Annotated in this window: 20 protein-coding genes; 5 read left to right on the forward strand and 15 right to left on the reverse strand. The window is 49.5% G+C overall.

Annotated elements, in window-relative coordinates:
• The first annotated feature begins 399 nt into the window (after window positions 1-399).
• Window positions 400-1,431, forward strand: coding sequence for a cytosolic protein (locus WCN91_RS13280; protein WP_342679817.1), 1,032 nt, complete (start codon window positions 400-402; stop codon window positions 1,429-1,431).
• Between the two features lie 426 nt (window positions 1,432-1,857).
• On the opposite strand, the gene tesB is transcribed toward WCN91_RS13280, so the two are convergent.
• The gene (gene tesB / locus WCN91_RS13285; RefSeq protein WP_342679819.1) at window positions 1,858-2,715 is read right to left on the reverse strand and encodes an acyl-CoA thioesterase II; all 858 of its coding nucleotides are present in this window, start codon (window positions 2,713-2,715) and stop codon (window positions 1,858-1,860) included.
• Between the two features lie 84 nt (window positions 2,716-2,799).
• Between tesB and WCN91_RS13290 the strand changes: the two genes are divergently transcribed.
• Window positions 2,800-3,261 (forward strand): EVE domain-containing protein, encoded by a 462-nt coding sequence (locus tag WCN91_RS13290; protein ID WP_342679820.1) that lies wholly within the window; start codon window positions 2,800-2,802, stop codon window positions 3,259-3,261.
• A 16-nt stretch (window positions 3,262-3,277) separates the two neighbouring features.
• On the opposite strand, the gene WCN91_RS13295 is transcribed toward WCN91_RS13290, so the two are convergent.
• The 11 genes from WCN91_RS13295 to WCN91_RS13345 all read right to left on the reverse strand — a co-directional run bounded on the left by WCN91_RS13295 (window position 3,278) and on the right by WCN91_RS13345 (window position 11,933).
• On the reverse strand, window positions 3,278-4,066 hold the full coding sequence (locus WCN91_RS13295) for a TIGR00266 family protein (RefSeq protein WP_342679821.1): 789 nt from the start codon (window positions 4,064-4,066) through the stop codon (window positions 3,278-3,280).
• 166 nt (window positions 4,067-4,232) lie between these two features.
• Window positions 4,233-4,763 (reverse strand): glycine-rich domain-containing protein, encoded by a 531-nt coding sequence (locus WCN91_RS13300; protein WP_342679822.1) that lies wholly within the window; start codon window positions 4,761-4,763, stop codon window positions 4,233-4,235.
• Window positions 4,760-4,900, reverse strand: coding sequence for a hypothetical protein (locus WCN91_RS13305; RefSeq protein ID WP_342679824.1), 141 nt, complete (start codon window positions 4,898-4,900; stop codon window positions 4,760-4,762). The genes WCN91_RS13300 and WCN91_RS13305 overlap by 4 nt, the downstream gene beginning before the upstream one ends.
• A 366-nt stretch (window positions 4,901-5,266) precedes the next feature.
• Window positions 5,267-6,007, reverse strand: coding sequence for a hypothetical protein (locus tag WCN91_RS13310; protein WP_342679826.1), 741 nt, complete (start codon window positions 6,005-6,007; stop codon window positions 5,267-5,269).
• 3 nt (window positions 6,008-6,010) lie between these two features.
• On the reverse strand, window positions 6,011-6,505 hold the full coding sequence (locus WCN91_RS13315; RefSeq protein WP_342679828.1) for a hypothetical protein: 495 nt from the start codon (window positions 6,503-6,505) through the stop codon (window positions 6,011-6,013).
• Complete coding sequence (locus WCN91_RS13320; RefSeq protein WP_342679830.1) at window positions 6,502-7,164, reverse strand: hypothetical protein; 663 nt, start codon at window positions 7,162-7,164, stop codon at window positions 6,502-6,504. The genes WCN91_RS13315 and WCN91_RS13320 overlap by 4 nt, the downstream gene beginning before the upstream one ends.
• 143 nt (window positions 7,165-7,307) lie before the next feature.
• Window positions 7,308-7,964, reverse strand: coding sequence for a CoA transferase subunit B (locus tag WCN91_RS13325; protein WP_342679832.1), 657 nt, complete (start codon window positions 7,962-7,964; stop codon window positions 7,308-7,310).
• A gap of 2 nt (window positions 7,965-7,966) precedes the next feature.
• Window positions 7,967-8,668 (reverse strand): CoA transferase subunit A, encoded by a 702-nt coding sequence (locus tag WCN91_RS13330; protein ID WP_342679834.1) that lies wholly within the window; start codon window positions 8,666-8,668, stop codon window positions 7,967-7,969.
• An 8-nt stretch (window positions 8,669-8,676) separates the two neighbouring features.
• Entirely contained in the window at window positions 8,677-9,435 is a 759-nt protein-coding gene (locus WCN91_RS13335; RefSeq protein WP_342679835.1) for a 3-hydroxybutyrate dehydrogenase, read from the reverse strand.
• A 2-nt stretch (window positions 9,436-9,437) separates the two neighbouring features.
• Window positions 9,438-10,616 carry an E22 family MetX-like putative esterase gene (locus WCN91_RS13340; RefSeq protein ID WP_342679836.1) on the reverse strand — a complete coding sequence of 393 codons (1,179 nt, stop codon included), beginning with the start codon at window positions 10,614-10,616 and terminating at the stop codon, window positions 9,438-9,440.
• 12 nt (window positions 10,617-10,628) lie between these two features.
• Entirely contained in the window at window positions 10,629-11,933 is a 1,305-nt protein-coding gene (locus tag WCN91_RS13345) for a GntP family permease (RefSeq protein ID WP_342679837.1), read from the reverse strand.
• Window positions 11,934-12,235: 302 nt separating this feature from the next.
• On the opposite strand from WCN91_RS13345, the gene WCN91_RS13350 reads away from it, so the two are divergent.
• The 3 genes from WCN91_RS13350 (at window position 12,236) to WCN91_RS13360 (ending at window position 16,513) form a co-directional block, all read left to right on the forward strand.
• A complete protein-coding gene (locus tag WCN91_RS13350) occupies window positions 12,236-14,542 on the forward strand; it encodes a TonB-dependent receptor (protein WP_342679838.1) in 2,307 nt (768 codons plus the stop codon).
• 132 nt (window positions 14,543-14,674) lie between these two features.
• Window positions 14,675-15,331 carry a response regulator gene (locus WCN91_RS13355; protein ID WP_342679840.1) on the forward strand — a complete coding sequence of 219 codons (657 nt, stop codon included), beginning with the start codon at window positions 14,675-14,677 and terminating at the stop codon, window positions 15,329-15,331.
• A 162-nt stretch (window positions 15,332-15,493) separates the two neighbouring features.
• Window positions 15,494-16,513, forward strand: coding sequence for a hypothetical protein (locus WCN91_RS13360; RefSeq protein ID WP_342679841.1), 1,020 nt, complete (start codon window positions 15,494-15,496; stop codon window positions 16,511-16,513).
• 268 nt (window positions 16,514-16,781) lie between these two features.
• Here WCN91_RS13360 and WCN91_RS13365 read toward each other — a convergent pair whose 3' ends face one another.
• The 3 genes from WCN91_RS13365 to tuf all read right to left on the reverse strand — a co-directional run bounded on the left by WCN91_RS13365 (window position 16,782) and on the right by tuf (window position 23,245).
• Window positions 16,782-20,246, reverse strand: a complete 3,465-nt coding sequence (locus WCN91_RS13365) for a PAS domain-containing hybrid sensor histidine kinase/response regulator (RefSeq protein ID WP_342679843.1) — start codon at window positions 20,244-20,246, stop codon at window positions 16,782-16,784.
• A 73-nt stretch (window positions 20,247-20,319) separates the two neighbouring features.
• Window positions 20,320-20,916: a lysophospholipid acyltransferase family protein gene (locus tag WCN91_RS13370; protein ID WP_342679845.1), complete on the reverse strand. Its 597-nt coding sequence runs from the start codon at window positions 20,914-20,916 to the stop codon at window positions 20,320-20,322.
• Window positions 20,917-22,060: 1,144 nt separating this feature from the next.
• Window positions 22,061-23,245, reverse strand: a complete 1,185-nt coding sequence (tuf, locus tag WCN91_RS13375; RefSeq protein WP_342679847.1) for an elongation factor Tu — start codon at window positions 23,243-23,245, stop codon at window positions 22,061-22,063.

Here is a 23,245-nt window from a genome sequence, read left to right on the forward strand (position 1 = left end):
GGGCGCGCATTTCCTCTGACCCGAGGTCGGCGGTCCGGCAACAATTGACTTTGAAGGCCTTAGTTAGAGGAGTGTAAGCAATTCGTACCTGAAGCGGCATTCCTGTTCGTGGCGAAGTTACGGCATCCATGCCTCCACCCCCCAGCCTTGCGCAGGCTTAAGGCGCTCGCTTACTAAAAATAGTTCCCTGGACTATTTTCTTAACGCCCTCACCCACCGCGGCAAGATCTATCAATAACCATCGCTCTCAGCGCAGAGCACCAGCCTACAAAAACCATCACAGTCGATGGCTCGACAACAACCCCTTGTTTTTCATTGCCGCTCATTTTTGCTACAATGCGGGGCTTTTTGTGGGTTTGTCTTGGCGCCAGTGGGCGTGAGGCCTACTGGGAGCATGGCATGAAGTTACTATATTGGCTGGATGAGTGGCTGACTCTTTCACCTTCAGAGCAACGCGAACGTCTACCAATGACGGGCTGCGACTTACTCGATGATGTGTATGTTAAATATCACTTAGTCGACCCTAAAAAACCGCTGCTATTCGCATTTTCACCTGCCGGAACTAACTACCAAACCAGTGATTTACACAAGGATTTTGCTCCATGGGGCTACCGCTTGGCGCAAAAGCAGCAAGTGAATGTCATTGCCTTTCAGCATTTAGGTCAAAGTAACTGGTTCCGCAGCCGTAACCTCATCTTCTTCTTAGAGCAGCTAGCGCCTTTGCTGACGCCATTCTCTACCCGTCTCGGATATGGCTTAAGTCGTGGAGGGTTTGCCGTGGGCGCATTTTCCGAGCTATTGCAGCTAGACTATGTACTCTTGCTGCACCCGGTGAGCACTAAAAATACCACCATTGCGCCGTGGGATACCCGCTCCAGCACGGAACTTGCGCAGCAGTTTGATTGGCAGGGTGATTATCACGACCTTCAATTAGGAAATGCCAAAGGCTATATCATTTACGATCCGACCAATGAGATTGACCGTAAACACGCAAAACGCTATCAAACATTAACCCACCTTCGTGTCTATGGTATGGGGCATGGCACACATGCTAGCTACCTCAATAAGTTTGGCTTTTATAAGCAGGTGGCGAAGGACTTCATGCACCATCAAGAACTGGATATAAAAAAGTTTCGCCAGCAAACCAAAACGCTGCGCCTAAAAGAGGATTATTATCAGTCTCTTAACCGAGCCAATAGTAACTCGCCACACCGCTTGGCACTGCTAAGTACCGCGCATCAAATACTGGCCGATGAAAAAGAAAATCACGTGCAAGAGCATCAAGCACAAATTGATGTGCAACCACTCATTGATGTCGCGGTGAAGCACCAAGACGATCATCCAAAAGATGCCATCAAGCTGCTTAAAGTAGCGCAGCAACTGGTACCGGACGATCCCCTCGTTGAGCACAAATTAAGGCAGCTTGGGTAGCAACTTTTAAGCATGCGTTGGTCACCTAACACGGGCAAGAAAAAAGCAAATGTGGAGGCTCCTTAGAAGTTGTTAGAGGGCGATGAGCGTTCGAAGCAAAGCTTCGCTGTGCGAAGAGGTGGAGGCATGGCTGAAAGCGGACACAAGAGAGTGAATAGTTTCACTCTCGCCGCTTGAAGGTGACGAGCTCTGCGAGGAGCGGGGACGCCGACAGGAGAGGTGCTTCATGGATGACTTGCTAGCATCCAAGTTAATAGCATTTACTGTAAGCCGGTGTCGGCGACCTTACAAAAATCTAACTCACGAAAACGTTGCGAGCGAAGTCAGTACAAGGCAAAAATCGCTGAAAAGCCGCAGTTTACTGGCCGTAAATGAGGACTTTGAAGCGATTTTTAACGCCGTAATGTCGAGCGCAGCAGTTTTAACCTACCTTTCGCGCATCACACCTTCTTGAATGGTGGAAGCAACCAGATTGCCCTTGCGGTCAAAGAACTGGCCGCGTACCAGGCCTCGGCCACAGCTGGCGCTGGGGCTATCAACGCTATAGAGCATCCATTCGTCCATACGGAATGGACGGTGGAACCACATGGAGTGATCTATGGTGGCAACCTGCATGTTCGGGTGCATAAAGGACTTGCCATGCGGCTGAAGTGCCGTTGGTAAAAACTCGAAGTCCGACGCATAGGCCAGCAAATAATTGTGAATACGCTGGTCGTCCGGCATCTCGCCATTGGTCTTAAACCAGATATGCTTAATAGGCTCGGCCACCTGCGGCTTAAAGGGGTTTTGGAAATTCACCGGGCGCATGTCGATGGGCTTTTCGCTGATAAACTTGTTGCGAATGGGCTCGGGAATTTGGTGCGCATGCTCTTGATAAAACTCCAGCGCCGAACGCAGGCCTTCCGGTGCCGGCACATCCGGCATGGTGCTTTGGTGCTCCAGGCCCTGGGCGTCGCCGGAGAAAGAGGCGGTCATATAGAAAATAGGTTTGCCGTACTGAATGGCGCTGACACGGCGGGTGCTTAGGCTCTTACCGTCGCGGATATTTTCCACATCATAAACTATGGGACGCGAGGCATCGCCGGGGCGTAAAAAGTACGAGTGCAATGAGTGAACCACACGGCCCTCAGGCAAGGTTTCCTTGGCGGCTGAAAGCGCCTGACCCATAACCTGGCCGCCAAAAACGGCCTTAAAACCAAGGTCCTGGCTGGCACCGCGATACAGGCCCAACTCGATTTCTTCCAGTTTTAACAGCGACAATAAATTATCTAATGCTTGGCTCATTGTGTCCTCATTTCCACATTGCAGCTAATACAATGATAATACTATACAATGAACCCGATTACCTAGCTCAGCACAGGACCCGACATGGCTTATTGGCTACTCAAAACAGAGCCCGATGCGTTTTCATTGGCAGACCTAAAAGCGGCGCCGAACGGCACCACGGTGTGGGATGGTGTACGTAATTATCAGGCCCGTAATTTTATTCGCGATGGCATGAAGGTGGGCGACAAGGTGTTTATTTATCATTCAAGCTGCAAGGTACCCGCCATAGTCGGCGTGGCCGAGATAGTGAATGGCCCCTATGCAGACCCATCACAATTCGATGCCAGCGGCGATTACTATGACCCAAAAGCCACAGCCGAGGCGCCGCGCTGGTTTAGTGTCGATGTGCAGTACCGGGAAACCTTTAACAAGCCGGTGACCTTACAGGCTATTAAAGCCGACCCGGCCATCGAAGAGCTGGCGCTGAAAAAATCCGGGCGCTTGTCGGTGATGCCGGTCACCGAGCAAGAATGGCAATACCTGTGCGGCATTGCCAGTAAGTAAGGCGAGACGGCGTGAATTAATCGCCGCCTATCATATCGCCGATACCGCCAAGGACCGAGCCCTCGCCTTGGCGTGATCCTCCCACTTTTGGAGCATGTTCAAGCACGCGATCTGCTAGTCGTGAGAATGGCAGACTTTGGATCCACACTGTGCCATGGCCACGCAGCGTGGTCAGAAACAGGCCTTCGCCGCCGAAGAACATGGAACGCAACCCTTTAACCCGCTCGATATCAAATTCGATACCACCGGTAAAGCCGACTACACAGCCCGTGTCTAAACGCAGTGTTTCACCGTTAAGCTGTTTCTCAACCACAGTGCCACCAGCATGAGCAAATGCCATGCCGTCGCCTTCCAAGCGCTGCAAAATAAAGCCTTCGCCGCCAAAGAAACCAGCACCTAATTTACGCTGAAAGGCGATGTTGACCTCGGTGCCCAGTGCCGCGCACAGGAAGGAGTCTTTTTGTAGGAACACCTGCTCACCCAGCTCGGCCATATTTAAGGGCACAATACTGCCCGGGAAAGGCGCGGCAAAAGCTACACGTTTTTTACCCATACCCTGATTGGTAAAGTGAGTCATAAACAGGGATTCACCGGTGATCATGCGCTTACCGGCGCTAAACAGCTTGCTCATAAAGCCTTGATTGACCTGTGAGCCATCACCCATTTTGGCTTCATATTGAATGCCGTCTTCAAGATAGTTCATCGCCCCCGCTTCGGCGATCACCGCCTCACCTGGGTCCAGTTCCACTTCCACCATCTGCATTGAATGGCCGATAATTTCATAATCAACTTCATGACATCGCATTGTGCTTTCTCCTTTGCATTCGAACACCTAGCATGACCCAAACCACGCCACGTTGCACCGAATAAAATGTAAGCAGCTTTTACAAATAAAAAACAACTAAAAAAAACTCTCCTTGCTTCTCATATATAACTAGGCCCTCTGTTATAAAAGGGCCTAGCTTCAGAGGTTATTTACACGCGTTTGGAACTCGGCAAGCACAAGTTGTTGGTACATGACAGGCATGATCTTCACATCGGGCTGCTTGACCACTCCCAAAATGCTCATCCACAGGATACTTACCAAAATGATTCTCATAGAGCCCAACTGTTTCGTTAAAAGCTTCCTGTAAGCTCTGTTGATCATCTTCACCATAAATACCAAAGTAAGGATAGTGATGAATGTAATAGCCAAAAACAGCTTCGCAGTCTTCCATGTAACTTTTGGTATCTAAAATATGTTCATGCCAAAACTTGTCTATTAACTTGCTTGGCACTAGCGATTGTTTTGGATACCATTTTTTCAACGATAAAAACTTGCGATATTCACGTTCGGCCAAGTCACAAACATCTTCTGACCAAGTGCTTTCAGTTGATTTAGTAAGCTTCCATTTCAACTTTTCGAAGTTTAACAATGAAACCGAGAGTTCCAACTCATCAACACCATTCACCTCAGGCTCATAGCTATAACCATCTGAATTTTCTAAATTTAAACTAATCATTGCTTTTCACCTTTAGAGTTTAATTGTTTGCCGCGATTACCTTGTGCTTGATCGTATTGACGATTCGTCCCTTTGGTACCTTTATTGGCATTCTGCTGGTTTGCAGAGTTATCTGCTGGTTTGATTTTTTTACTCATACGAATTTTCCTTTAAATTTTTTGAGTGAAAGACGATGCTCTTTCACCTTCGCTTTAAAAAAGATGTCAGGTTTTTTCTGTGAATAAGTGTTAGCGGTTGGTATGAGTCGCTTTTAGCCTGAAAAATCAAACGGTAATTACCCAATTTAAAACGGATTAGGTTGGGGGCTATCACCAATCGTTTACCTCCTAAGAGGTGATAGTGAACATGTTTTGCTAATTGCTCGTTAATAGAGACTGCTGAAGAAAAGTACCTTCTATTCACATCCTCTGGGAACGCTCGAAATATGTTTTCTAATGAGGCCATAATTGACTCCTGTAATTGACTTAGGAGCCATTCTGATTTTGTGCGGCGCACAAAAAAGCCTATTTGATAATTCTTTGAAAATAATTCCAGGCATCTTCTGCCTCTTGCTGTAGAGCCTTGGTTTTCAATGTGAGCGCTTTACATGTAGGGGAGTTTTCTAAGGCACGGTGACCGATACTTCTAATCGTTTCAAGCGCATTCCTACAATCACTATTTGCGAAAAACTTTTCAGCAAGATTATATTTCTCTGTTACTTCTAGCCAACATATATTCTCATCAAACAATATTTCCATTGGCTTAAGATCATCAGGGTGACCATTTATATGCTTAAATGGCGATGTAAGCTTATGCTCGAATAAATCAAAGGTCGGCTTTTCTAGTTGCTTAATGACTCTTTCTCGTATGTCTTGTGTCACTTGAAAGAACAAGATCGCTGCCAAATGCTCGTCTGAAGAACTTCTCAAGGAGTTATCAGTAACTTTAAATTTTGTACGATTTATTTTGGACTTATGATAATCATCAAAAACCTTTTTGACGTTCTTGGTATCAGTTAGAGTCAGTAAGCAAAGAGCATTGTAGATTGCATTTACCTTCGCTTTTTTGACTGTAAACTTATTATTTTTAAATGATTCGGAACTATTACATATGACTATTTCAGATTGGTAACTAGACTTCCCTCTAATAAAAACATTATTCAGAGAAGAGCGCAGCGGCTCCGGCAACCTAAAATCTGGGTCTTTTGAAATAAAGTTAATGGCTAGGCCATTTAATGTTCTAAGATCAGTATCGGTTCTGCTCATTCTTTATCCATAAACATGAGCGCAAAGCTCATCCCTAATCTGCTCGATATCCAAAATTTGGTTTTCTAGCTTTATTAACTTTGATATAGCAGGTTCACCCTTAAGGCACCTATATTTCTTATTTGATCTTCTGTAACTTGAGTAACTACTAAGCTGATACACATAAGCACCATCAAATCTGGTGTAAATTGTATTAATCACTCCTAAGCACATACCTATCTGTATAGCATCCACTTTTGACAAACTAAGAACACCAAATATATTCTTTTCGTCTTCTGATATTTCTTCACAGGAATCAGATATCCAGTCGATCTTTTTAGTTTTTAATTGTACTTGCGCTATACATTCACCAAGTTGAATAAGTTCCTTTTTATTCAAAAGAACAAAGTTACTTTGAGCTACTTCCTTATATTCATCACAATTACTAGGAAGGTTAATTTTAGCTAGCAGCGGTTTTGTGAATACTAGCAATAGGAGTACTAAGATAAATCTACTCATCTTTCTATCTCCCTGATACAAAACCTGAATGAAAACGCAACGATCATCAGACTGGCAAAGCAATCTAAAGCTTCTAACTCGTCAGAAATTGGTCCATCTACCATCTCCGCAAAATAGTAACCAACAGGCTGCCCTGAATCTAAAGAAGTGATACTGACAATAAGTAAAATGAAGACGTAATATTTTACAAAATTTATTAGAGTGAACATCGCTGAATTTGATGCCATAGCAATCCAATAACGTTTGAAACTTAGAGATCTGGACTTAAGGTATAGACACCTTAGATACCAGAATATTAGCGCAATAAAGAAAAATTGGTATATCAAGCGCAGTGTGGTTTTATTTGAAAATAATCCAACTGAATCAATAGCCTCTTTTTCTACATAAATAGCTAGAAAAGCCAGTAAAGGCAAGCTTATGATTAACATACTTAAATGTACTAAATGAGATATAAGTCCAATTGATATATGCCTATGAATAAACACTCTCTGAGGGTTCGCAATGTTTAGTTTAAAGCGACTCTTTGTCAGCATCAGCTGCTCACTTAGACAAAGATATACATGCCTTACATTTGTAACATCACACTTTGATTTAGAGTGTGTGGTTTCTTGATTTTCTTTTTCTGGCTGGGAAGAAGCAGGTGAGTTTACGAACTGCATTTACAATCCTTGTAATTAACAACTATAAGAATTATGCAACAGTAGAAAATAAATTAACATAACTCAGTACATTAATCATAAAAAACACCCAGCATAGCAGGCTAGCTGGGTGTTTGGTCGTGCAATTTAGAATCGGGAGAAACCTAAAACTGCATCTCAGGCACCAGCTCTGGACAGATGAGCTTGCCCTGGGTTTTGGCTTTAATTTCTTCCACACTCACGCCGGGAGCGCGTTCAAGCAGGTGAAAGGCACCGTCCTTGATTTCCAGCAGCGCCAGGTCGGTGATCACCTTGTTGATACACGCAACTCCGGTGAGCGGCAGCGAACACTGAGTCAGCAGTTTTGAGTCGCCATGCTTGCTGGCATGAGTCATGGTGCAGATAATGTTTTTGGCGCCGGCTACCAGGTCCATGGCGCCACCCATGCCTTTGACCAGCTTGCCAGGGATCATCCAACTGGCGATATTGCCGTTTTGGTCCACTTCGAAGGCGCCCAACACGGTTAAGTCCACATGACCACCGCGGATCATGGCAAAGCTTTCGGCGGAGTTAAAAATCGCCGCACCGGTGCGGGCGGTCACGGTTTCCTTACCCGCATTGATCATATCCGCATCCACTTGTGCCTCAAGCGGATATTCGCCCATGCCCAGCAAGCCGTTTTCCGATTGCAGCATCACATCTATGCCTTTGGGCACAAAGTTAGCGACCAAGGTGGGAATGCCTATACCGAGGTTCACATAGTAACCGTCACGTAATTCCTGGGCGACGCGCTGCGCCATTTGCTCTCGTGTCAGCGCCATGGTTATGCTCCTCGCACCGTACGTTTTTCGATGCGCTTTTCAAACTGACCTTGAATCACGCGTTGCACATAAATACCCGGGGTGTGGATTTGACTGGGTTCCAGCTCCCCAGGTTCGACGATTTCTTCCGCCTCAACCACGGTGATCTTGCCTGCGGTGGCGGCCATGGGGTTAAAATTCATCGCCGTATGACGATAGATACAGTTGCCGTAACGATCCGCCTTCCACGCCTTCACTATGGCAAAGTCGCCAACAATACTGGGCTCCAGCACATAGTCACGGCCAGCAAACTGCTTGATGTCCTTGCCTTCGGCCACCACAGTGCCGACCCCGGTTGCGGTGTAAAACGCGGGAATACCGGCGCCACCGGCACGCATTTTCTCCGCCAGGGTGCCCTGAGGGGTTAACTCCACATCCAGCTCACCGCTCAGCAGTTGCTGCTCAAACAGGGCGTTTTCGCCCACGTAAGAGGCCACCATTTTGTGGATCTGCTTATCTTCAAGCAATATGCCTAAACCAAAACCATCGACGCCGCAGTTATTGGAAACCACAGTCAAACCTCGGGTGCCCTTGTTTTTGATTTCTTTAATCAAGCCCTCGGGAATACCGCAAAGGCCAAAACCGCCGGCGATCACCGTCATATTATCTTCGAGGCCCGCCATTGCTTCACCGTAGCTGTTCACTACCTTATTAAAACCTGCCATCGTCTCTCCTATTGCGCCGTCCAGCCGCCATCAAGGGCGATGGCTTGGGCAGTAATATTGCGCGCCGCACCCGCCATTAAAAAGTCAACGGTGTGGGCAATTTCATCCAGGCCGATAAAGGCCTTTTTGGGCATGGGGGCCAGCATTATGGTGTCGATCACCTCTTGCTCCGTGATGCCATGCTGTTTGGCCTGGCTGGCAATTTGCGCCTCAACCAATGGGGTTTTCACATAGGCCGGGCAAATGGTGTTAACCGTGATATCTACATCCCCGGTTTCCAGCGCCAGCACCTTGCCTAAACCAATAAGGCCATGCTTGGCCGACACATAGGCCGACTTATACTTGGAGGCCACCTGGGCATGGATGGAGCCGATATTAATAATACGGCCAAAGTTTTGCTCTCGCATCGCCGGGAGCACCGCCTTGGTGAGCATGGCCGGGCCATTGAGCAACACATCCTGCAGCAGCTGCCATTTATCCAAGGGGTACTCGTCTAACCGTTCAACGTATTGAACACCGGCGTTATTGATCAGCACATCTATGGTCGGTTGCCTGGCAATAAAATCCCCGAGGGAGGCCAGATCCGCCACATTCAGCGCCAGGCCCTGGGCACGAATGCCCTGCTGTTGGAGCTGTTCGGCCTCGACCTGGGCTCGCTCACCATCGAGATCGGTCAGTAAGATCTCATGGCCCTGCTTGCCCAAATGCTCAGCCACATAGCGGCCAATGCCACTGGCGGCACCGGTAATTAAAATGCGTTTACTCATAATTACTCCGCTAAGAATTCGGCGATCACGGGCGCTTTTGTTTGAATTGAGAAAATACCGTCAAGATGACCCCAGATACCCTCAATTTCCTCGATTTTTACGTCTTTCTCTTGCTCTTTAAGCAGCTTGGCAAAGGCGCGCACCGGGCCGGGGCGTAACAAAAGATCGTTACTGGCGGGCATAAGCAGCACCTTGGCCTGAATCTTTTGTGCCGCCGCGTTTAGGTCTTCCTGCATGCCAGCGCTGTACAGTTGCGAAGCGCGTACCAAATAGAGAATATGGTTGGCATCCTGAGTTTGTGCTCGAGCCAGAGCGCGCTCATGCAGGGTCTGGTTGATAGCCGGCAGGGTGCGTATGTCTTTCTTTGCGCCCTCGTCCTGCACCTTGAAGTTCGGGAAGCTGGCCTTGTAAATTTCCGGGTGCATGGCGTCCTGGGTGATGTTTAGCATGGTGGCAGTTACACCGGCCAGCGGGCGCTCGCCCTCATAGTAATTGCCGTTATTCCAGTTCGCGTCTAGGCGAATAGGCAAGGCCCACTTCTCCAGCGCCGGCACAGTCCAGGCATCCATTTTCGCCGCGCCAATTACATGCACTAAACGCTCAACCATATCTGGGTAACGCACCGACCATTCCAGCGCCTGGAAAGAGCCCATGGAAGCGCCAATCACGGCGTGGAGCTTTTCAATCCCCAGGCTGTCGAGCAGGCGCTTTTGCACTTCAACAAAATCGCCTATGGTGACCACGGGGAAATCCAGGCCATAGGGCTTACCGGTTTTTGGATTGATGGAGGCCGGGCCCGTGGTGATCACGTTTTTATCGTGCCAGTTGGCATTAACCAGGGTATCCGAGCTGATCACAAAGAATTTGTTGGTATCTATGGCCTTACCCGGGCCAATAATGGCATCCCAGTAACCAGGCAGGGCATCATCCGGGCTGTATTTACCCGCCGCATGGGAGGTACCGGAGAAGAAATGGGTGATCAAAATCACATTGTCCTTGGCGTCATTTAGGGTGCCGTAGCTCTCCCACCCCACCTGTACCTCGGGCAAGGTCACCCCCGACTCCGTGGTGTAGTTGGCAAAGGCGAAACGCTGTTTTTCCACCAGCAGGGGCTCGCCCTGAGCCCAGACCCACTGGCCTACACAGATTAAAACAAGACCTATTATTCGCAGCATGCTCATATTGTTCACTCCTTAGAATAAGATAAATAGGGCGAGCGCCAGGGCCACGCCAATCAGTGGCAACACGGCCGTTAATGCCGCCATAGACCAGTAGGCACGCTGGTGCGTCTCTTTACAGATGGCGCGTATGGTGGTCACCACATAACCGTTGTGCGGCAAGGTATCCAACGCCCCGGAACTGATCGCCACCACCCGGTGTAATTGCTCCGGATTAACGCCGGCATCCAGGTAATGGGGCGCCACCAAGGGCAGAGCTATGGCCTGACCGCCGGATGCCGAGCCGGTTAAACCGGCAATCACACTGACGGCCACCGCCGCGCCGAGCAATTCGTTGCCCGGCATATTGGTCATGACTTCCACCGCCACCTGAAAGGCCTCGGTGTTTTTGGCCACCGCACCAAAGCCCACCACGGCACTGGTGTTGCCTATGGCTACCAGCGCTCCAGTTGTGCCTTCGTTAATGGCACTCGCTAGGTTGTGGAAATGCTTGAAGTTGATGATCAATAGCGCCAGAACGCCGCCTAATAGCGCCACAATTAACGCACTTTGATGAAATACGTCATGCAAGGTAAAGGATAAAAGCAGCACCACCAGCAAGGGGATCACCCCGGTGATTGGGTGCGGATAGTCGCGCTCGGGAATTTCCGGGTCGTCTTCACGGGCTTCGAAACACTCGCCGTTAGCCACCGCCTTGGTGATCATCTTCTTCAGCCACCAATAACCGGCAATGGCCATAAACACAGCAACGAACAAACTGACTTCCCAGGCTGCATAGGGCGAAGTGCCCAGATATTTGATAGGGATCCAGTTTTGAATCTCCGGCGAGCCCGCCGAGGTCATGGTAAAGGTCACCGAGCCAAAGGCCAAAGTCGCGGGAATAAAGCGCCGTGGCAGGTTGGCGTCTTTAAACAGGCTCAAGGCCATGGGGTACACGGAAAAGGCGACGATAAAGACGCTGACACCGCCATAGGTCAACACCGCACAGGCAATCACTACGGCCAGCACCGCGTGCTTCATACCCAACTTGTTGACTATGGCACGGGCAACACTGTCCGCAGCGCCGCTGTCTTCCATAAATTTGCCGAACAAGGAGCCGAGTAAGAACATAAAAAACCAGGCACTGAGGAAACCGGCAAAGCCGTTCATATAGGTGCTGACAAAGTCTAAAGTCACATTCTCACCGGGAAAGAGCGCCATATTGCCGCTCAGCGCCACCAACAGCGCACACAAGGGAGCGGCAATAAAGAGGTTAACGCCGCGCAGGGTAAGAATGATAAGTAGTACCAGGCCGCCGATAAGGCCAATCATACTGAGCATAAAAGTGCTCCTCGAATTATTATTGTTTTAGTTATCAGAGCTAGCATAGCAGCTGTTTCTGTTAACAACACTGGCAATCAGTGTGGCCCTACAATTCGTTAAAATACATAGTACTAAGGTTATAGAATTGCTTCAAAACCCATAAATAAAGGGCTGCAGCGGCGATAGTACTAAGGTACTAACCCCCTCATCGCATTTTTCCCCTAAAGTCACAGTTAATTAATATTTTTAAAACAAATCCAGGCCGTGACGACCCATAACAATACCGGCGCACGGACTACGACAATAACAGGGGATACAGGATGAACACATACAGTCTACGCCGCTCTAGTCTAGCCTTAGCGATTGGTGCGGCACTCACAAGTGCACTGGCAAGTCCAACGGCCTTGGCCGAAGAAGAAGTAAAAAAAGCCGAGCTCGAACGCATCGAGGTTACCGCCCGTAAAACGGTAGAGAACCTGCAAGAGGTGCCGGTGGCGGTTACCTCTATCGGCGCTGCGCAGCTGCAGGAAAACGGTATTTCGGTAATGACCGAGGTGCAGCAGTTTTCACCCAACACCACCTTGCAGGCCAGTCGCGGCACCAACTCCACCATCACCGCCTTTATTCGCGGTGTAGGCCAGCAAGACCCGTTGTGGGGTTATGAGCCGGGCGTGGGTATCTATATAGATGATGTTTACGTGGCCCGCCCTCAGGGTGCGGTACTGGATTTGCTTGATGTCCAGCAAATTGAAGTATTACGTGGCCCACAAGGGACACTTTACGGTAAGAACACCATTGGCGGCGCGGTGAAGTATATCACCAAGGAAATGACCGGCGATATGACCTTTGATATTCAAGGCACGGTGGGCAGCTACAAGCAGCGCGATTTAAAGATCACTGGGCAAATTCCACTGATTGACGAACAGCTTTATGTTGGTTACGGCTTTGCCACTTTAAATCGCGATGGCTTTGGTGACTTCTTGGTCTCGGATCTGGCTGGTCAGGATAAGGAAAACTACAACAAAGATCTAACCGCAGCACGCCTGACCCTGGAGTATCGCCCCACGGAAGATCTGTTTTTCCGCCTCGGCTGGGATAAAACCGACGATGACTCCAACGCCAAGGGCGGCTATCGCTTATTACCCAGCATACTGACCGATGCCCCAGTACCGGATGATGCCTTTGATTCTTACACCAGTATGCCGACCTGGAACAAGGTGGAGCTGGAAGGCTACAGCCTGACCGCACGCTGGGATATGAGCGATGACACCTCGTTTAAATATATAGGCGCCAAGCGTGACAGCTATTCGCCAACCAATATCGACTTCGACAATACCGCGGCACGAATTTTCGATGTACCCGCCATCTATGACGACGAACAAACCACCCACGAGTTGCAACTGAATCATCAGGGCGATAACTATAAACTGGTGTCTGGTTTATATTACTACGATGGCGAATCCTGCGGCGTCTTTGATGCCATTTTAGAAGTAGGTGCGCAGCTCGATAAACTGGGCGTTGGCGTACCCTTGCCAAGCTTTACCCGTGAAATTAGCGGCTGTAGCAACTCCACCAGCAAGGCCGCCTACATTCAGGGTAGTGTGGATTTAACCGACCAATGGTCGCTAACTCTGGGGGCACGCTATACCAAGGACAAAAAAGAAGCCTATGTGAATAACACCGCCCTGGTTGCCACCATCTACCCTGAGGATGGTTGGGTACCCGGCTATGTGCGCCCGGACTTTGAAGAAAATCTCGTCCTGGACGATGAAAAAGATTGGTCACGCTTTACCCCACGCGTTGGCGTCGAATATCAATACAATAACGACATCATGTTCTTCGCCAGCTACGCCCAAGGCTTTAAATCCGGCACCTTTAACCCCCGTGCCAGCACTGCGGAGCCGGCGGCCAACCCGGAAATTGTGGATTCCTACGAACTGGGTATGAAGAGTGAATGGAACGACAACTTGCGCGCCAATATCACCTTCTTTACCTTAGATCATGAAGACCGCCAGTATATTTCCGTGCTACCCGGCGAAAACTCGGCGGTGCTTAATCAGCGTCTGGGCAATATAGGTAATTCCTCGGCGGACGGGGTGGAAGTGGAGCTCAACTATGTTGCCACCGATGCTCTATCCTTCGATGCTTCACTGGGCTATATCGACTCTGATTTCAAGGAAGTGTTAGATACAGACCCCATCACCGGCGACACCTTCGATAAGTCGGATCGCTTTAGCATCTCCAACACCCCGGATCTTACCTTTAATCTGGGCGCCACCTATCGCCTCTATACGGACAGCGGCGACTGGGTAATCAATGGTAACTACTACTACCGTGGCGACTATGTGCTGTTTGAAGAAGACAGCTTACTCAGCCAGGACAGCTATGGCCTGCTTAACCTCAGCGTGAACTGGTACAGCACCGACGGTCACTGGCGTGTTGGCATCCATGGCAAGAACTTAACCGACGAAGAATATATGATCGGCGGCTATCAGTTTGTCACCCCAGATGCGTCAGACCCCACGGATGTCAGCAAGTACACCCCGGGCTTAGGTGGCGATAACACCTTAATTGGCTACTACGGTGACCCGCGCACCATATCACTCACCGTAGGTTATAACTTCTAAGCCTATTTGCGTACTAAGGCGGCCAGCCCACCCCAGATTGTAAATGGCCGCCTTTCTCTTATGCAACTTAACGCAGGCCCTTGCCGCGACTAATAAAATCCCCTATAACGAGGAAGATGGAGTCAACTTAGGATGCCCAGTGTGCAAGCTATTATCGCCGATGATCACCCGTTATTTCGCAGCGCCCTCAAGCAGGCCGCCGCCCAGGCCATGGCCGATGAGCCAATTTTAGAAGCCAGCGATCTAGCCGAGCTGTTTAGCGCCCTTGTCGCTCATCCGGAGATTGAACTGGTGTTTTTAGACCTCACCATTCCCGGAGCTCAAGGTTTGGAAGGCCTGGCGCGACTGCGCAATCAATACCCGGATATTCTGGTGATCATGGTCTCCGCCAATGAACATCCCAGCATAATTGAACAAGCTATGGCGCTCGGTGCCAGTGCCTATATTCCCAAGTCTTCATCCCTGGATGTAATTAGCGAAGCCATAGCCCAGGTTATCGAAGGGGAAAACTGGCTGCCGCCACAAACGGAAATTTGCCCCGATGTTGACAGTGAGCAGGCCCAATTTGCCCGCAACCTGGAAAAACTCACACCACAGCAGTATCGAGTGCTAAGCATGATAGCCGATGGCATGCTCAATAAGCAGATTGCCTATGCCATGTCGATTCAGGAAACCACCATCAAGCAGCATGTCTCGGCTATTTTAAAAAAGCTCAATGTTTATAACCGCACCCAGGCGGGCATTTTATTTAAGCAAATGGCCACAGTGGCCGAGAGTGAAGAAGCCTGACAAGGTCGGTCTTCAGGCCGACAATTTTTCAGAGGCTTGTATAATAACGGATAACCACAATCACTTAAGCCCTACACAAAAGACACTTGTCTATAGCGTAAACAATACGCTAATGTAATCCGCAACAATAGCAAGTTAAACACCTGAAAACAGAATTAGATCATGCCTTTATGGATAAAACTTTGCTCGCCCCTTGTCTTAATGTGCTTGAGCGGCTGCGCCACGTATATTGCTGACAAAATTACGGACTATAAACCTGCCCCAATTTCAGGCGATCTGGCAACACTCACCCAGCCCAAAACTATCTGTGCCGATTCTGGCCATTGTATTGAAGCGCTTGCCTTAGCCCACTCACCTTCGGACGTAACTTCCTCACTTAAGTATGATATTAAGGTGAAAGACAATCACAAAATTTGGCGATATGTTCACACGGGGAAAGAGAGCGTAAAACCAACAAGTTTAGCTAAGCCAATGGCTATTATTTTCCCTGGCTACGGTCAACCAAACCTGATCCTAACCATTATGGCTACGTGGCTCCATTTAGAATCAGGCGCAGATGTATTTATCATTGAAAGTGCTGATAACTCAGAACATTTTCAATTTGGCCTAGATACCGTCGCTCCCATCATCTCGGTGATAAATAGAGAAAAACCCAGCAAGGTACAATTAATAGGCTTTTCCATGGGTGCAGTAGCCGCCCACGCAGTCGCACAACAAGTTGATAATGCTGAACTGCATTTAGTCGCACCCATGACAAACTTTGAGCAATCAGCGCTGGGGCTGTGGAATGTACTCAAGCATGATTCAATTTTTAGCGCCTTGATTTCCGAGGAGACAATGAAAGAGGCGGTCGGGCTAGTGCATGAAAGAGCAAAACTCTCAGCGCAAGACATCGACATTAAGCTTACTGCACACGACTCGGCTACACCTGCCTATATTTACGTGTCTCATGATGACACGGTAACACCCGCGAAAAACTGGCAAGGCATGCAGTCTAATACATGGCAACTTAATAAGTATCAGGGACTTAACCACATGGAAATGGTTACCCTGTTACGCAACGATTTATTTTTGAGCTTTGCTGCAAATCTACTCGGCAAAGAGCCCGATTCCCATGACATCACCACCTTTGGCCTTATGTGTGACGCTGATAATGCAGAGTGTCTGAACCAAAAGCTTTAACTCTAGGGTCTGTTGACCTTTGTTGTTTGTTTCTGCAGCAGTTTGTAGTGAATTTATACAAGGCGGCACATGTGTAGTGTAGTTATTCTACATAAGCATGTAACAACACAGTAGAAATGCGCTACAAGCGCTGCCCTACGGGTTCATCTAAACGCATCCTGCTCTGTGTTGCTCGCTATGAACATAGAATGACTATGCATCATAACGAGCGTCGTGATCAGAATGCGTTTAGATTGAACATAAAGTAAACCGCAAAGATAAACAGACCCTAGGTATACTCACGCAATAATTTTGCCTTTAAGCGCTTTAACATCCGCTTTAATGCCGGAGTTTTTAACGGCTTATACAACAAGGGGTAACCACAATCACTGACGCGCTCGCGAATGGCCTCGTCATGGTTGGCGGTGTTAATCACAATCGCCATATCTTCCAGGCCCAACGCCTGGATCACCTGCAAGCCGGTGACGCCATCGTCAAGTTGATAGTCGGCAATCAAAATATCCGCTTCACCGTCATTGACCAGCTCCGCCAGCTGCGCCTGATCATGGGCCAGCGCCACGCTGCATCCCCAATTCTGGAGCACCTGAGACAGCGCCTGTAATACATTATCATCATTGTCCAACAGCCAGATGCGCAGACCCGCCAGTTGATTATCCTGCCCTTTGAGCTCACTGGACTCTGGCGCTATGCTTTGCTCCTGGCCAGAGCATGGCAGGTTGAGGGTAAACTGAGTGCCCTTGCCAAGCTGTGACCCCAAGGTCATATTGATATCCAAAGCGGCACAGATACGCTTACTAATGGCCAGCCCCAGACCTAAACCCTGGGCCTGCTCCTTGCCGTGTAACTGTTTAAATTCCTCAAAGATAACTTCCTGATCTTGCTTGGCAATACCGGCTCCCGTGTCCTCCACCATAATGGATAGCTGCTGACCATGACGTTCGCACAGCACGCGGATCTCGCCTTGCTCGGTATAGCGAATGGCGTTACTCAACAGGTTGCTCAGCACCCGCTTGAGCAGCGCCTTGTCGGTTTTCAGCATGACCTCAACGCTCTGCAGGCGAAATCCCAGCCCCTTATCTTTGGCCAAAGCACCATATTCACTGGCTAGAGGCTCCACCAAACTGCTCAGGGAGAAATCTGTGTTATTGATTTTAAAGGAGCCAGACTCCAGCTTGGTGAGCTGCAAAATGCTCGACAACAGATCCTCGGCGCTGGCCAGAGAGTTGCGAATATTCTGCGCCAGCTCGGCCAATTCCGAGCCCTGTGCCTTTTCGCTCATCAGCGAGCAAAATAAACTCGCGGCATTAAAGGGTTGCAATAGATCATGACTGGCAGCGGCAAAAAACCGGCTCTTACTTTCTGTGGCTAATTCGGCCTCGCGCTTGGCCGCCACCAGAGCATAGTTGGTGGCCACCAACTCGCTGGTGCGAGCGGTAATTTTTTCTTCCAGATTCAGGTTGGCCAACTCCAACTCGCGCTGCTGCTGTACAAAGTCGCTGATATCTGTGTAAGTAGTAACAAAACCGCCTCCGGGCAAGGGGTTACCCTGCATCTCGAAGACCCGGCCATCATTGTGCTCACGGCGATATTTATAGGCACTGCCACGGCGCAGGTGGGCGATGCGTTTGCTTACCTCGGCTTCAATTTGCTGGCATCCAAACAGGCCACGCTCGGCGTTAAAGCGGATCAACTCGGCCACCGGCCGCCCCACCGCCAGCATGTCTTTTGGATAGGCAAACATCTCCTGATAGCCCTGATTCCAGGCCACCAGTTTGAGGTCGCTGTCGACCACACTAATACCCTGCTCTATGTTTTCTATGGTGGCCTGCAAGAGATCCCGGTTAAAGCGCAGTACCTGAGAGGCTTCATCGACAAACTCCGCCACCTGCTCAAAGGGCTGGCGTTTTTCATCCCTGGCTACATCCAAAATCAACCGCGCCGAGGCACCACCAACCAGGGCCGACATTTCTCGCTCAACTTGCTCTTCCACCGCGGCGGGAGCCTGCTCCTTCCAACGGTTTCGAGCGGCGGGGAAATACTTTTCAACCAGCTCGGCGGCCCTTTCCGGCTCACTAAAGCGCTGTAACAGCAGTGCCAACTCTTGAAAGCTGAGAGCGATATTGGCGTCACGCTCTTCGACGCTGCGCAAAATAAACTTATTGCTTTGCAAGCGCTCTGCCAGCTGCGCCGCGCTGATAAAGGGCACCAGCAAATACACAAATGTGTTCACACCCAAAGACAGCAGCACGGCCTGGGTTAAAGGCTCCAAACCCAAGGAAAACAGATCGTTGGGCGCCAACCAGGAAATCTGCCAGGGCCCCTCATTCAGCCAGGCGGCCTCGCCATACAGGGCGCTATACACGCTGGGCAACAGCAGGGTATAAAACCAGATTGCCGAGCCGCTTAAAATACCCAGCTGAGCACCACGGCAAGATGCCTTAGACCACCATAAGCCGATGATCATAGCCGGGGCAAACTGGGCCACCAAAGTAAAAGACATCAGGCCCATATTGGCTAAAGTATTGCCCTCGGCCAGTATTCTATGGCTGGCATAACTGAGCAGCAGTACCACCACTATCACCACGCGGCGCGCCTGTAGTAATTTAAACTTGGAGAGGCCGCGATGGGACGAGCTCAGCTGCGAGCGGCGCAGTAAAAACTGGTTGATAAAGTCATTAGTGATCATGATCGAGAGCACTATGGTGGAGACTATCACCATGCTGGTCGCCGCAGAAAAGCCCCCCAAGAAGGCCAGCAGCGACACCCAGGGTGCATCGGCGGCAATGGGCAGGGCGAGCACAAAGGTGTCGTAACCCACATCCTGACCCTGAAAATACACCAGGCCCGCATAGGCGATGGGCAGAATAAAGAGGTTAATCAGCAACAGATAAAGGGGGAACAACCAGCGCGAGGCCCTTATCTGCCGCTCGTCATCATGCTCGATAAAGGCAGTATGAAACTGACGAGGCAAACACAAGGTCGCTAGCAGTCCAAGCAAGACATGCACCCAATAAACATAGCCTGGGCTGGCTGTGGCTTGCATCTGGGCCACGATTTCCTGCTGCTGCGCCGCCACAAAAATGGCCTGGGGCGAGTCGAACAGACCAAAGCAAATAAATAAACCCACGCCGACAAAGGCCAGCAACTTGACCACGGATTCAAAAGCGATAGAGGCCATCAAGCCTGGGTTGTGCTCACTGGGACGCACCCTTCGTGCCCCGAATAAAATCGCGAACAACGCCAGGGTCAGGGTGATATAAAAGGTACTGTCCTGGTAGAAATAATCGTTTTGCCCGCGCTCCACCTCGGTCAGCATGGTAATACTGGCACTGGTGGCATTTAGCTGCAGGGCGATATAGGGCACTATGGCGATCACCGAGATCAGCGATACTAGGCCCGACAAACTGGATGACTGACCATAGCGGGTGGCAATAAAGTCGGCCATGGAGGTCAATTGCTGCTGGCGACAGATGGTGGCGATACGGGTATAGATTTGCCAGCCAAATATAAAGAGTAAAATGGTGCCGGTATAGGTAGGAGCCAGCCACCAACCGTTATTGGCGGCCTGCGCCGTAGTGCCGTAAAACGCCCAGGAGGTACAATACACCCCGAGCGACAGACCATAAACCCAGGCACTGGCGCGGTGCTTGAATTTATCCGCATACCAGGCCACGGCGAACAAGACCCCAAGGTAGGCCAGGGCAATCAGGCTTATCACACCAATCGAGAACATAAGCGGCTAATTTATTATTATTTTCTCATCATCATAGCGCTTGCTGTATGTAAAAACACCACTGACTTTAGTGTTACTTGCTGCCTGACACCTGCTCGGGATATTTGGCCATCTCGGCGGGATACAGGGCCTGCACCCGGGCCAGGGTTGTATCTATATCTTCCCCAACCTCTAACGGTGCCATGATCACAAACTGCTTTTTACTGTAATCCAAGGCCATAGGCACCACAGGCACCTTCGCCGCCTTGGCAATATGCAGGAAACCACTTTTCCATTGCGGCGTGTATTTGCGGGTGCCTTCAGGAGCCAGCCCAAGGATCAGTGCGTCGCTGTTATCGAATAAGGTTTTCACCTGCGCCACCACGCCATGGGAGGAGCGCCTGTCGACCGGGATACCACCCCATTTGCGCAGCAGAGGCGCCAAGGGCCAGACAAAGATACTGTGCTTGCCCAAAAAACGGATCCGTACCTGTAGGTGCATTTTCACCGCGATGGCGATAACAAAGTCCCAGTTCGAGGTATGAGGCGCCACCGCGGCAACAAACTTGCCATGCTCGGGAAACTCCCCCGCCACCTGCCAACCAAACCAGTTCAGCACCTTGGTACCCAGCCAACGGCCAAAGCGACTATGGGTACGGGGAATATTCGCGGGGATCTTCAGCTCTGGCATAGGCGTTTTAACGTCGGGGACAATCTCGTTAGATTGGCGCTAACTCGCTGTTTAGTCAATTTTATTAAGCTCTTACCGAATTTATGATCTAAAACACAGTGTGTATGAGCAAATTTGAATGTCCAGCCAAAATTTGAGATTTACACAATTTAGGCGACATACTTGATTCTACTTAGACATTCAAATTTGCTTGTAAGGTGTCTTGGCGGGTACTCTGATAAACGTTTGTCGTGTTAAAACAAAGAAAGCATTGTTTTTAGATGACAGTGTTAATTTTTAGAAGACATTCAAATTTGCTCTATTTTGACGACATTTACTTACAAGGCAGTTTAAAATCAATGGGGTATGCTCGTCATGGCGCACCCAAAAAGGCTAAAGTTGGAGATCTCTGGGTCGCCGACTAAGATTCACTCAAGGCTAAAGCCTCGCCCACAGCCACAAGCTCAAGCCCACCTCAAGAACACCGATGTGTCAGCCCTATCCCCTTACATTGCATCCGAAACGAGATACGAGAAGAGTAATCGCCAGCAGGACGCTGGCGAAAACAGGCCCAGAGCAGGGATGCGCTGTGCCTGTTGGTTACGTTCATTTCTCGTGGCTCGTTGAGGAAATTATGCAATGTTGGGGCGCCTTGGGGTTCCAAGGGGCGGTTGGCGTAAACCGCCCTTTGGTTGCCGTCGCCAACGCGACAAGATCGCACCACAGAGAGCTGTGGGGAGATTTAAACTCGTAAGTGAGTAGAGGGAGAGTGTTTAAAAGGCCGCATAGCGGCCTTTGGTGTTCGAAGTAAGCGTGGTTTTAGCAATACATCCATGTAGCTGGGTTCCTGTCGGCGTCCCCGCTCATCGCAGAGCTCTTCGCCTTCAAGCGGCGAGAGTGAAATTATTCACTCTCTTGTTTCCGCTTTCAGCCATGCCTCCACCTCCGAGCGCTGCGATTTGACCTGCATCACCACCCTGCAAGGAATTCGTCCCTGAAGCTTGGTCCCGGCTCGGCATCCGTTGCCTCGCGCTCGAGCCTGAAATAGCTCCACGCTTTCGCTATTTCTGGGCGGCTCTCGCCCTTCACGCCGTGAAGGTGGTCTTCGCAACTTCCAGGCACAAAAAAGGCCGCTAAAAGCGGCCTTTTTTCTTGAGAGTAACTATTACTCTACGATATTTGCTACAACACCAGCACCTACTGTACGACCACCTTCACGGATCGCGAAACGTAGACCTTCGTCCATCGCGATTGGGCAGATTAGTTCAACAGTCATCTTGATGTTGTCGCCAGGCATTACCATTTCTACGCCGTCTGGTAGTTGGATGTCACCAGTTACGTCAGTTGTACGGAAGTAGAACTGTGGACGGTAGCCTTTGAAGAATGGCGTGTGACGGCCACCTTCGTCTTTAGAAAGTACGTATACTTCTGATTCGAACTTAGTGTGCGGCTTGATTGTACCAGGAGCTGCTAGTACTTGACCACGCTCAACTTCGTCACGCTTAGTACCACGTAGAAGGGCACCGATGTTCTCACCTGCACGACCTTCGTCTAGAAGCTTACGGAACATTTCAACACCTGTACAAGTTGTCTTCGTAGTTTCTTTGATACCTACGATTTCAACTTCGTCGTTCACGTTGATGATACCAGCTTCAACACGACCAGTTACAACTGTACCACGACCCTGGATTGAGAATACGTCTTCGATAGGCATGATGAATGGCTTATCGATGTCACGCTCTGGCTCTGGGATGTAAGTATCTAGGGCTTCTGCAAGCTCGATGATCTTGTCTTCCCACTCTTTCTCGCCTTCAAGCGCTTTAAGAGCTGAACCTTGGATTAGTGGTAGGTCGTCACCTGGGAAATCGTACTCAGAAAGAAGTTCACGAACTTCCATTTCTACTAGCTCTAGTAGCTCTTCGTCGTCAACCATGTCACATTTGTTCATGAATACGATGATGTAAGGTACACCAACCTGACGAGAAAGTAGGATGTGCTCACGAGTCTGAGGCATAGGGCCGTCAGTCGCAGCTACTACTAGGATAGCGCCGTCCATTTGAGCAGCACCAGTGATCATGTTTTTAACGTAGTCAGCGTGTCCAGGACAGTCAACGTGCGCGTAGTGGCGAGTTGGAGTGTCGTACTCAACGTGTGAAGTTGAGATGGTGATACCACGCTCACGCTCTTCTGGAGCGTTATCGATTGATGCGAAGTCTTTTGCTGTACCACCGTATACTTTTGCAAGTACGTTAGTGATTGCTGCAGTTAGAGTTGTTTTACCGTGGTCAACGTGGCCGATTGTACCAACGTTTACGTGCGGTTTTACGCGTTCAAACTTTTCTTTTGCCAT

This window comes from Pseudoalteromonas qingdaonensis, assembly GCF_038739665.1.
Lineage (GTDB): Bacteria > Pseudomonadota > Gammaproteobacteria > Enterobacterales > Alteromonadaceae > Pseudoalteromonas > Pseudoalteromonas qingdaonensis.

Coding starts and splice junctions, on each gene's coding strand:
- WCN91_RS13295 (WP_342679821.1), bottom strand. CDS start 4,066: ATGCGATGTCATGAAGTTGATTATGAAATTATCGGCCATTCAATGCAG.
- WCN91_RS13310 (WP_342679826.1), bottom strand. CDS start 6,007: ATGAGCAGAACCGATACTGATCTTAGAACATTAAATGGCCTAGCCATT.
- WCN91_RS13345 (WP_342679837.1), bottom strand. CDS start 11,933: ATGCTCAGTATGATTGGCCTTATCGGCGGCCTGGTACTACTTATCATT.
- WCN91_RS13370 (WP_342679845.1), bottom strand. CDS start 20,916: ATGCCAGAGCTGAAGATCCCCGCGAATATTCCCCGTACCCATAGTCGC.
- WCN91_RS13365 (WP_342679843.1), bottom strand. CDS start 20,246: ATGTTCTCGATTGGTGTGATAAGCCTGATTGCCCTGGCCTACCTTGGG.
- WCN91_RS13280 (WP_342679817.1), top strand. CDS start 400: ATGAAGTTACTATATTGGCTGGATGAGTGGCTGACTCTTTCACCTTCA.
- WCN91_RS13320 (WP_342679830.1), bottom strand. CDS start 7,164: ATGCAGTTCGTAAACTCACCTGCTTCTTCCCAGCCAGAAAAAGAAAAT.
- tuf (WP_342679847.1), bottom strand. CDS start 23,245: ATGGCAAAAGAAAAGTTTGAACGCGTAAAACCGCACGTAAACGTTGGT.
- WCN91_RS13350 (WP_342679838.1), top strand. CDS start 12,236: ATGAACACATACAGTCTACGCCGCTCTAGTCTAGCCTTAGCGATTGGT.
- WCN91_RS13315 (WP_342679828.1), bottom strand. CDS start 6,505: ATGAGTAGATTTATCTTAGTACTCCTATTGCTAGTATTCACAAAACCG.
- WCN91_RS13340 (WP_342679836.1), bottom strand. CDS start 10,616: ATGAGCATGCTGCGAATAATAGGTCTTGTTTTAATCTGTGTAGGCCAG.
- WCN91_RS13355 (WP_342679840.1), top strand. CDS start 14,675: ATGCCCAGTGTGCAAGCTATTATCGCCGATGATCACCCGTTATTTCGC.
- WCN91_RS13330 (WP_342679834.1), bottom strand. CDS start 8,668: ATGGCAGGTTTTAATAAGGTAGTGAACAGCTACGGTGAAGCAATGGCG.
- tesB (WP_342679819.1), bottom strand. CDS start 2,715: ATGAGCCAAGCATTAGATAATTTATTGTCGCTGTTAAAACTGGAAGAA.
- WCN91_RS13335 (WP_342679835.1), bottom strand. CDS start 9,435: ATGAGTAAACGCATTTTAATTACCGGTGCCGCCAGTGGCATTGGCCGC.
- WCN91_RS13325 (WP_342679832.1), bottom strand. CDS start 7,964: ATGGCGCTGACACGAGAGCAAATGGCGCAGCGCGTCGCCCAGGAATTA.
- WCN91_RS13305 (WP_342679824.1), bottom strand. CDS start 4,900: ATGAGTAAAAAAATCAAACCAGCAGATAACTCTGCAAACCAGCAGAAT.
- WCN91_RS13290 (WP_342679820.1), top strand. CDS start 2,800: ATGGCTTATTGGCTACTCAAAACAGAGCCCGATGCGTTTTCATTGGCA.
- WCN91_RS13360 (WP_342679841.1), top strand. CDS start 15,494: ATGCCTTTATGGATAAAACTTTGCTCGCCCCTTGTCTTAATGTGCTTG.
- WCN91_RS13300 (WP_342679822.1), bottom strand. CDS start 4,763: ATGATTAGTTTAAATTTAGAAAATTCAGATGGTTATAGCTATGAGCCT.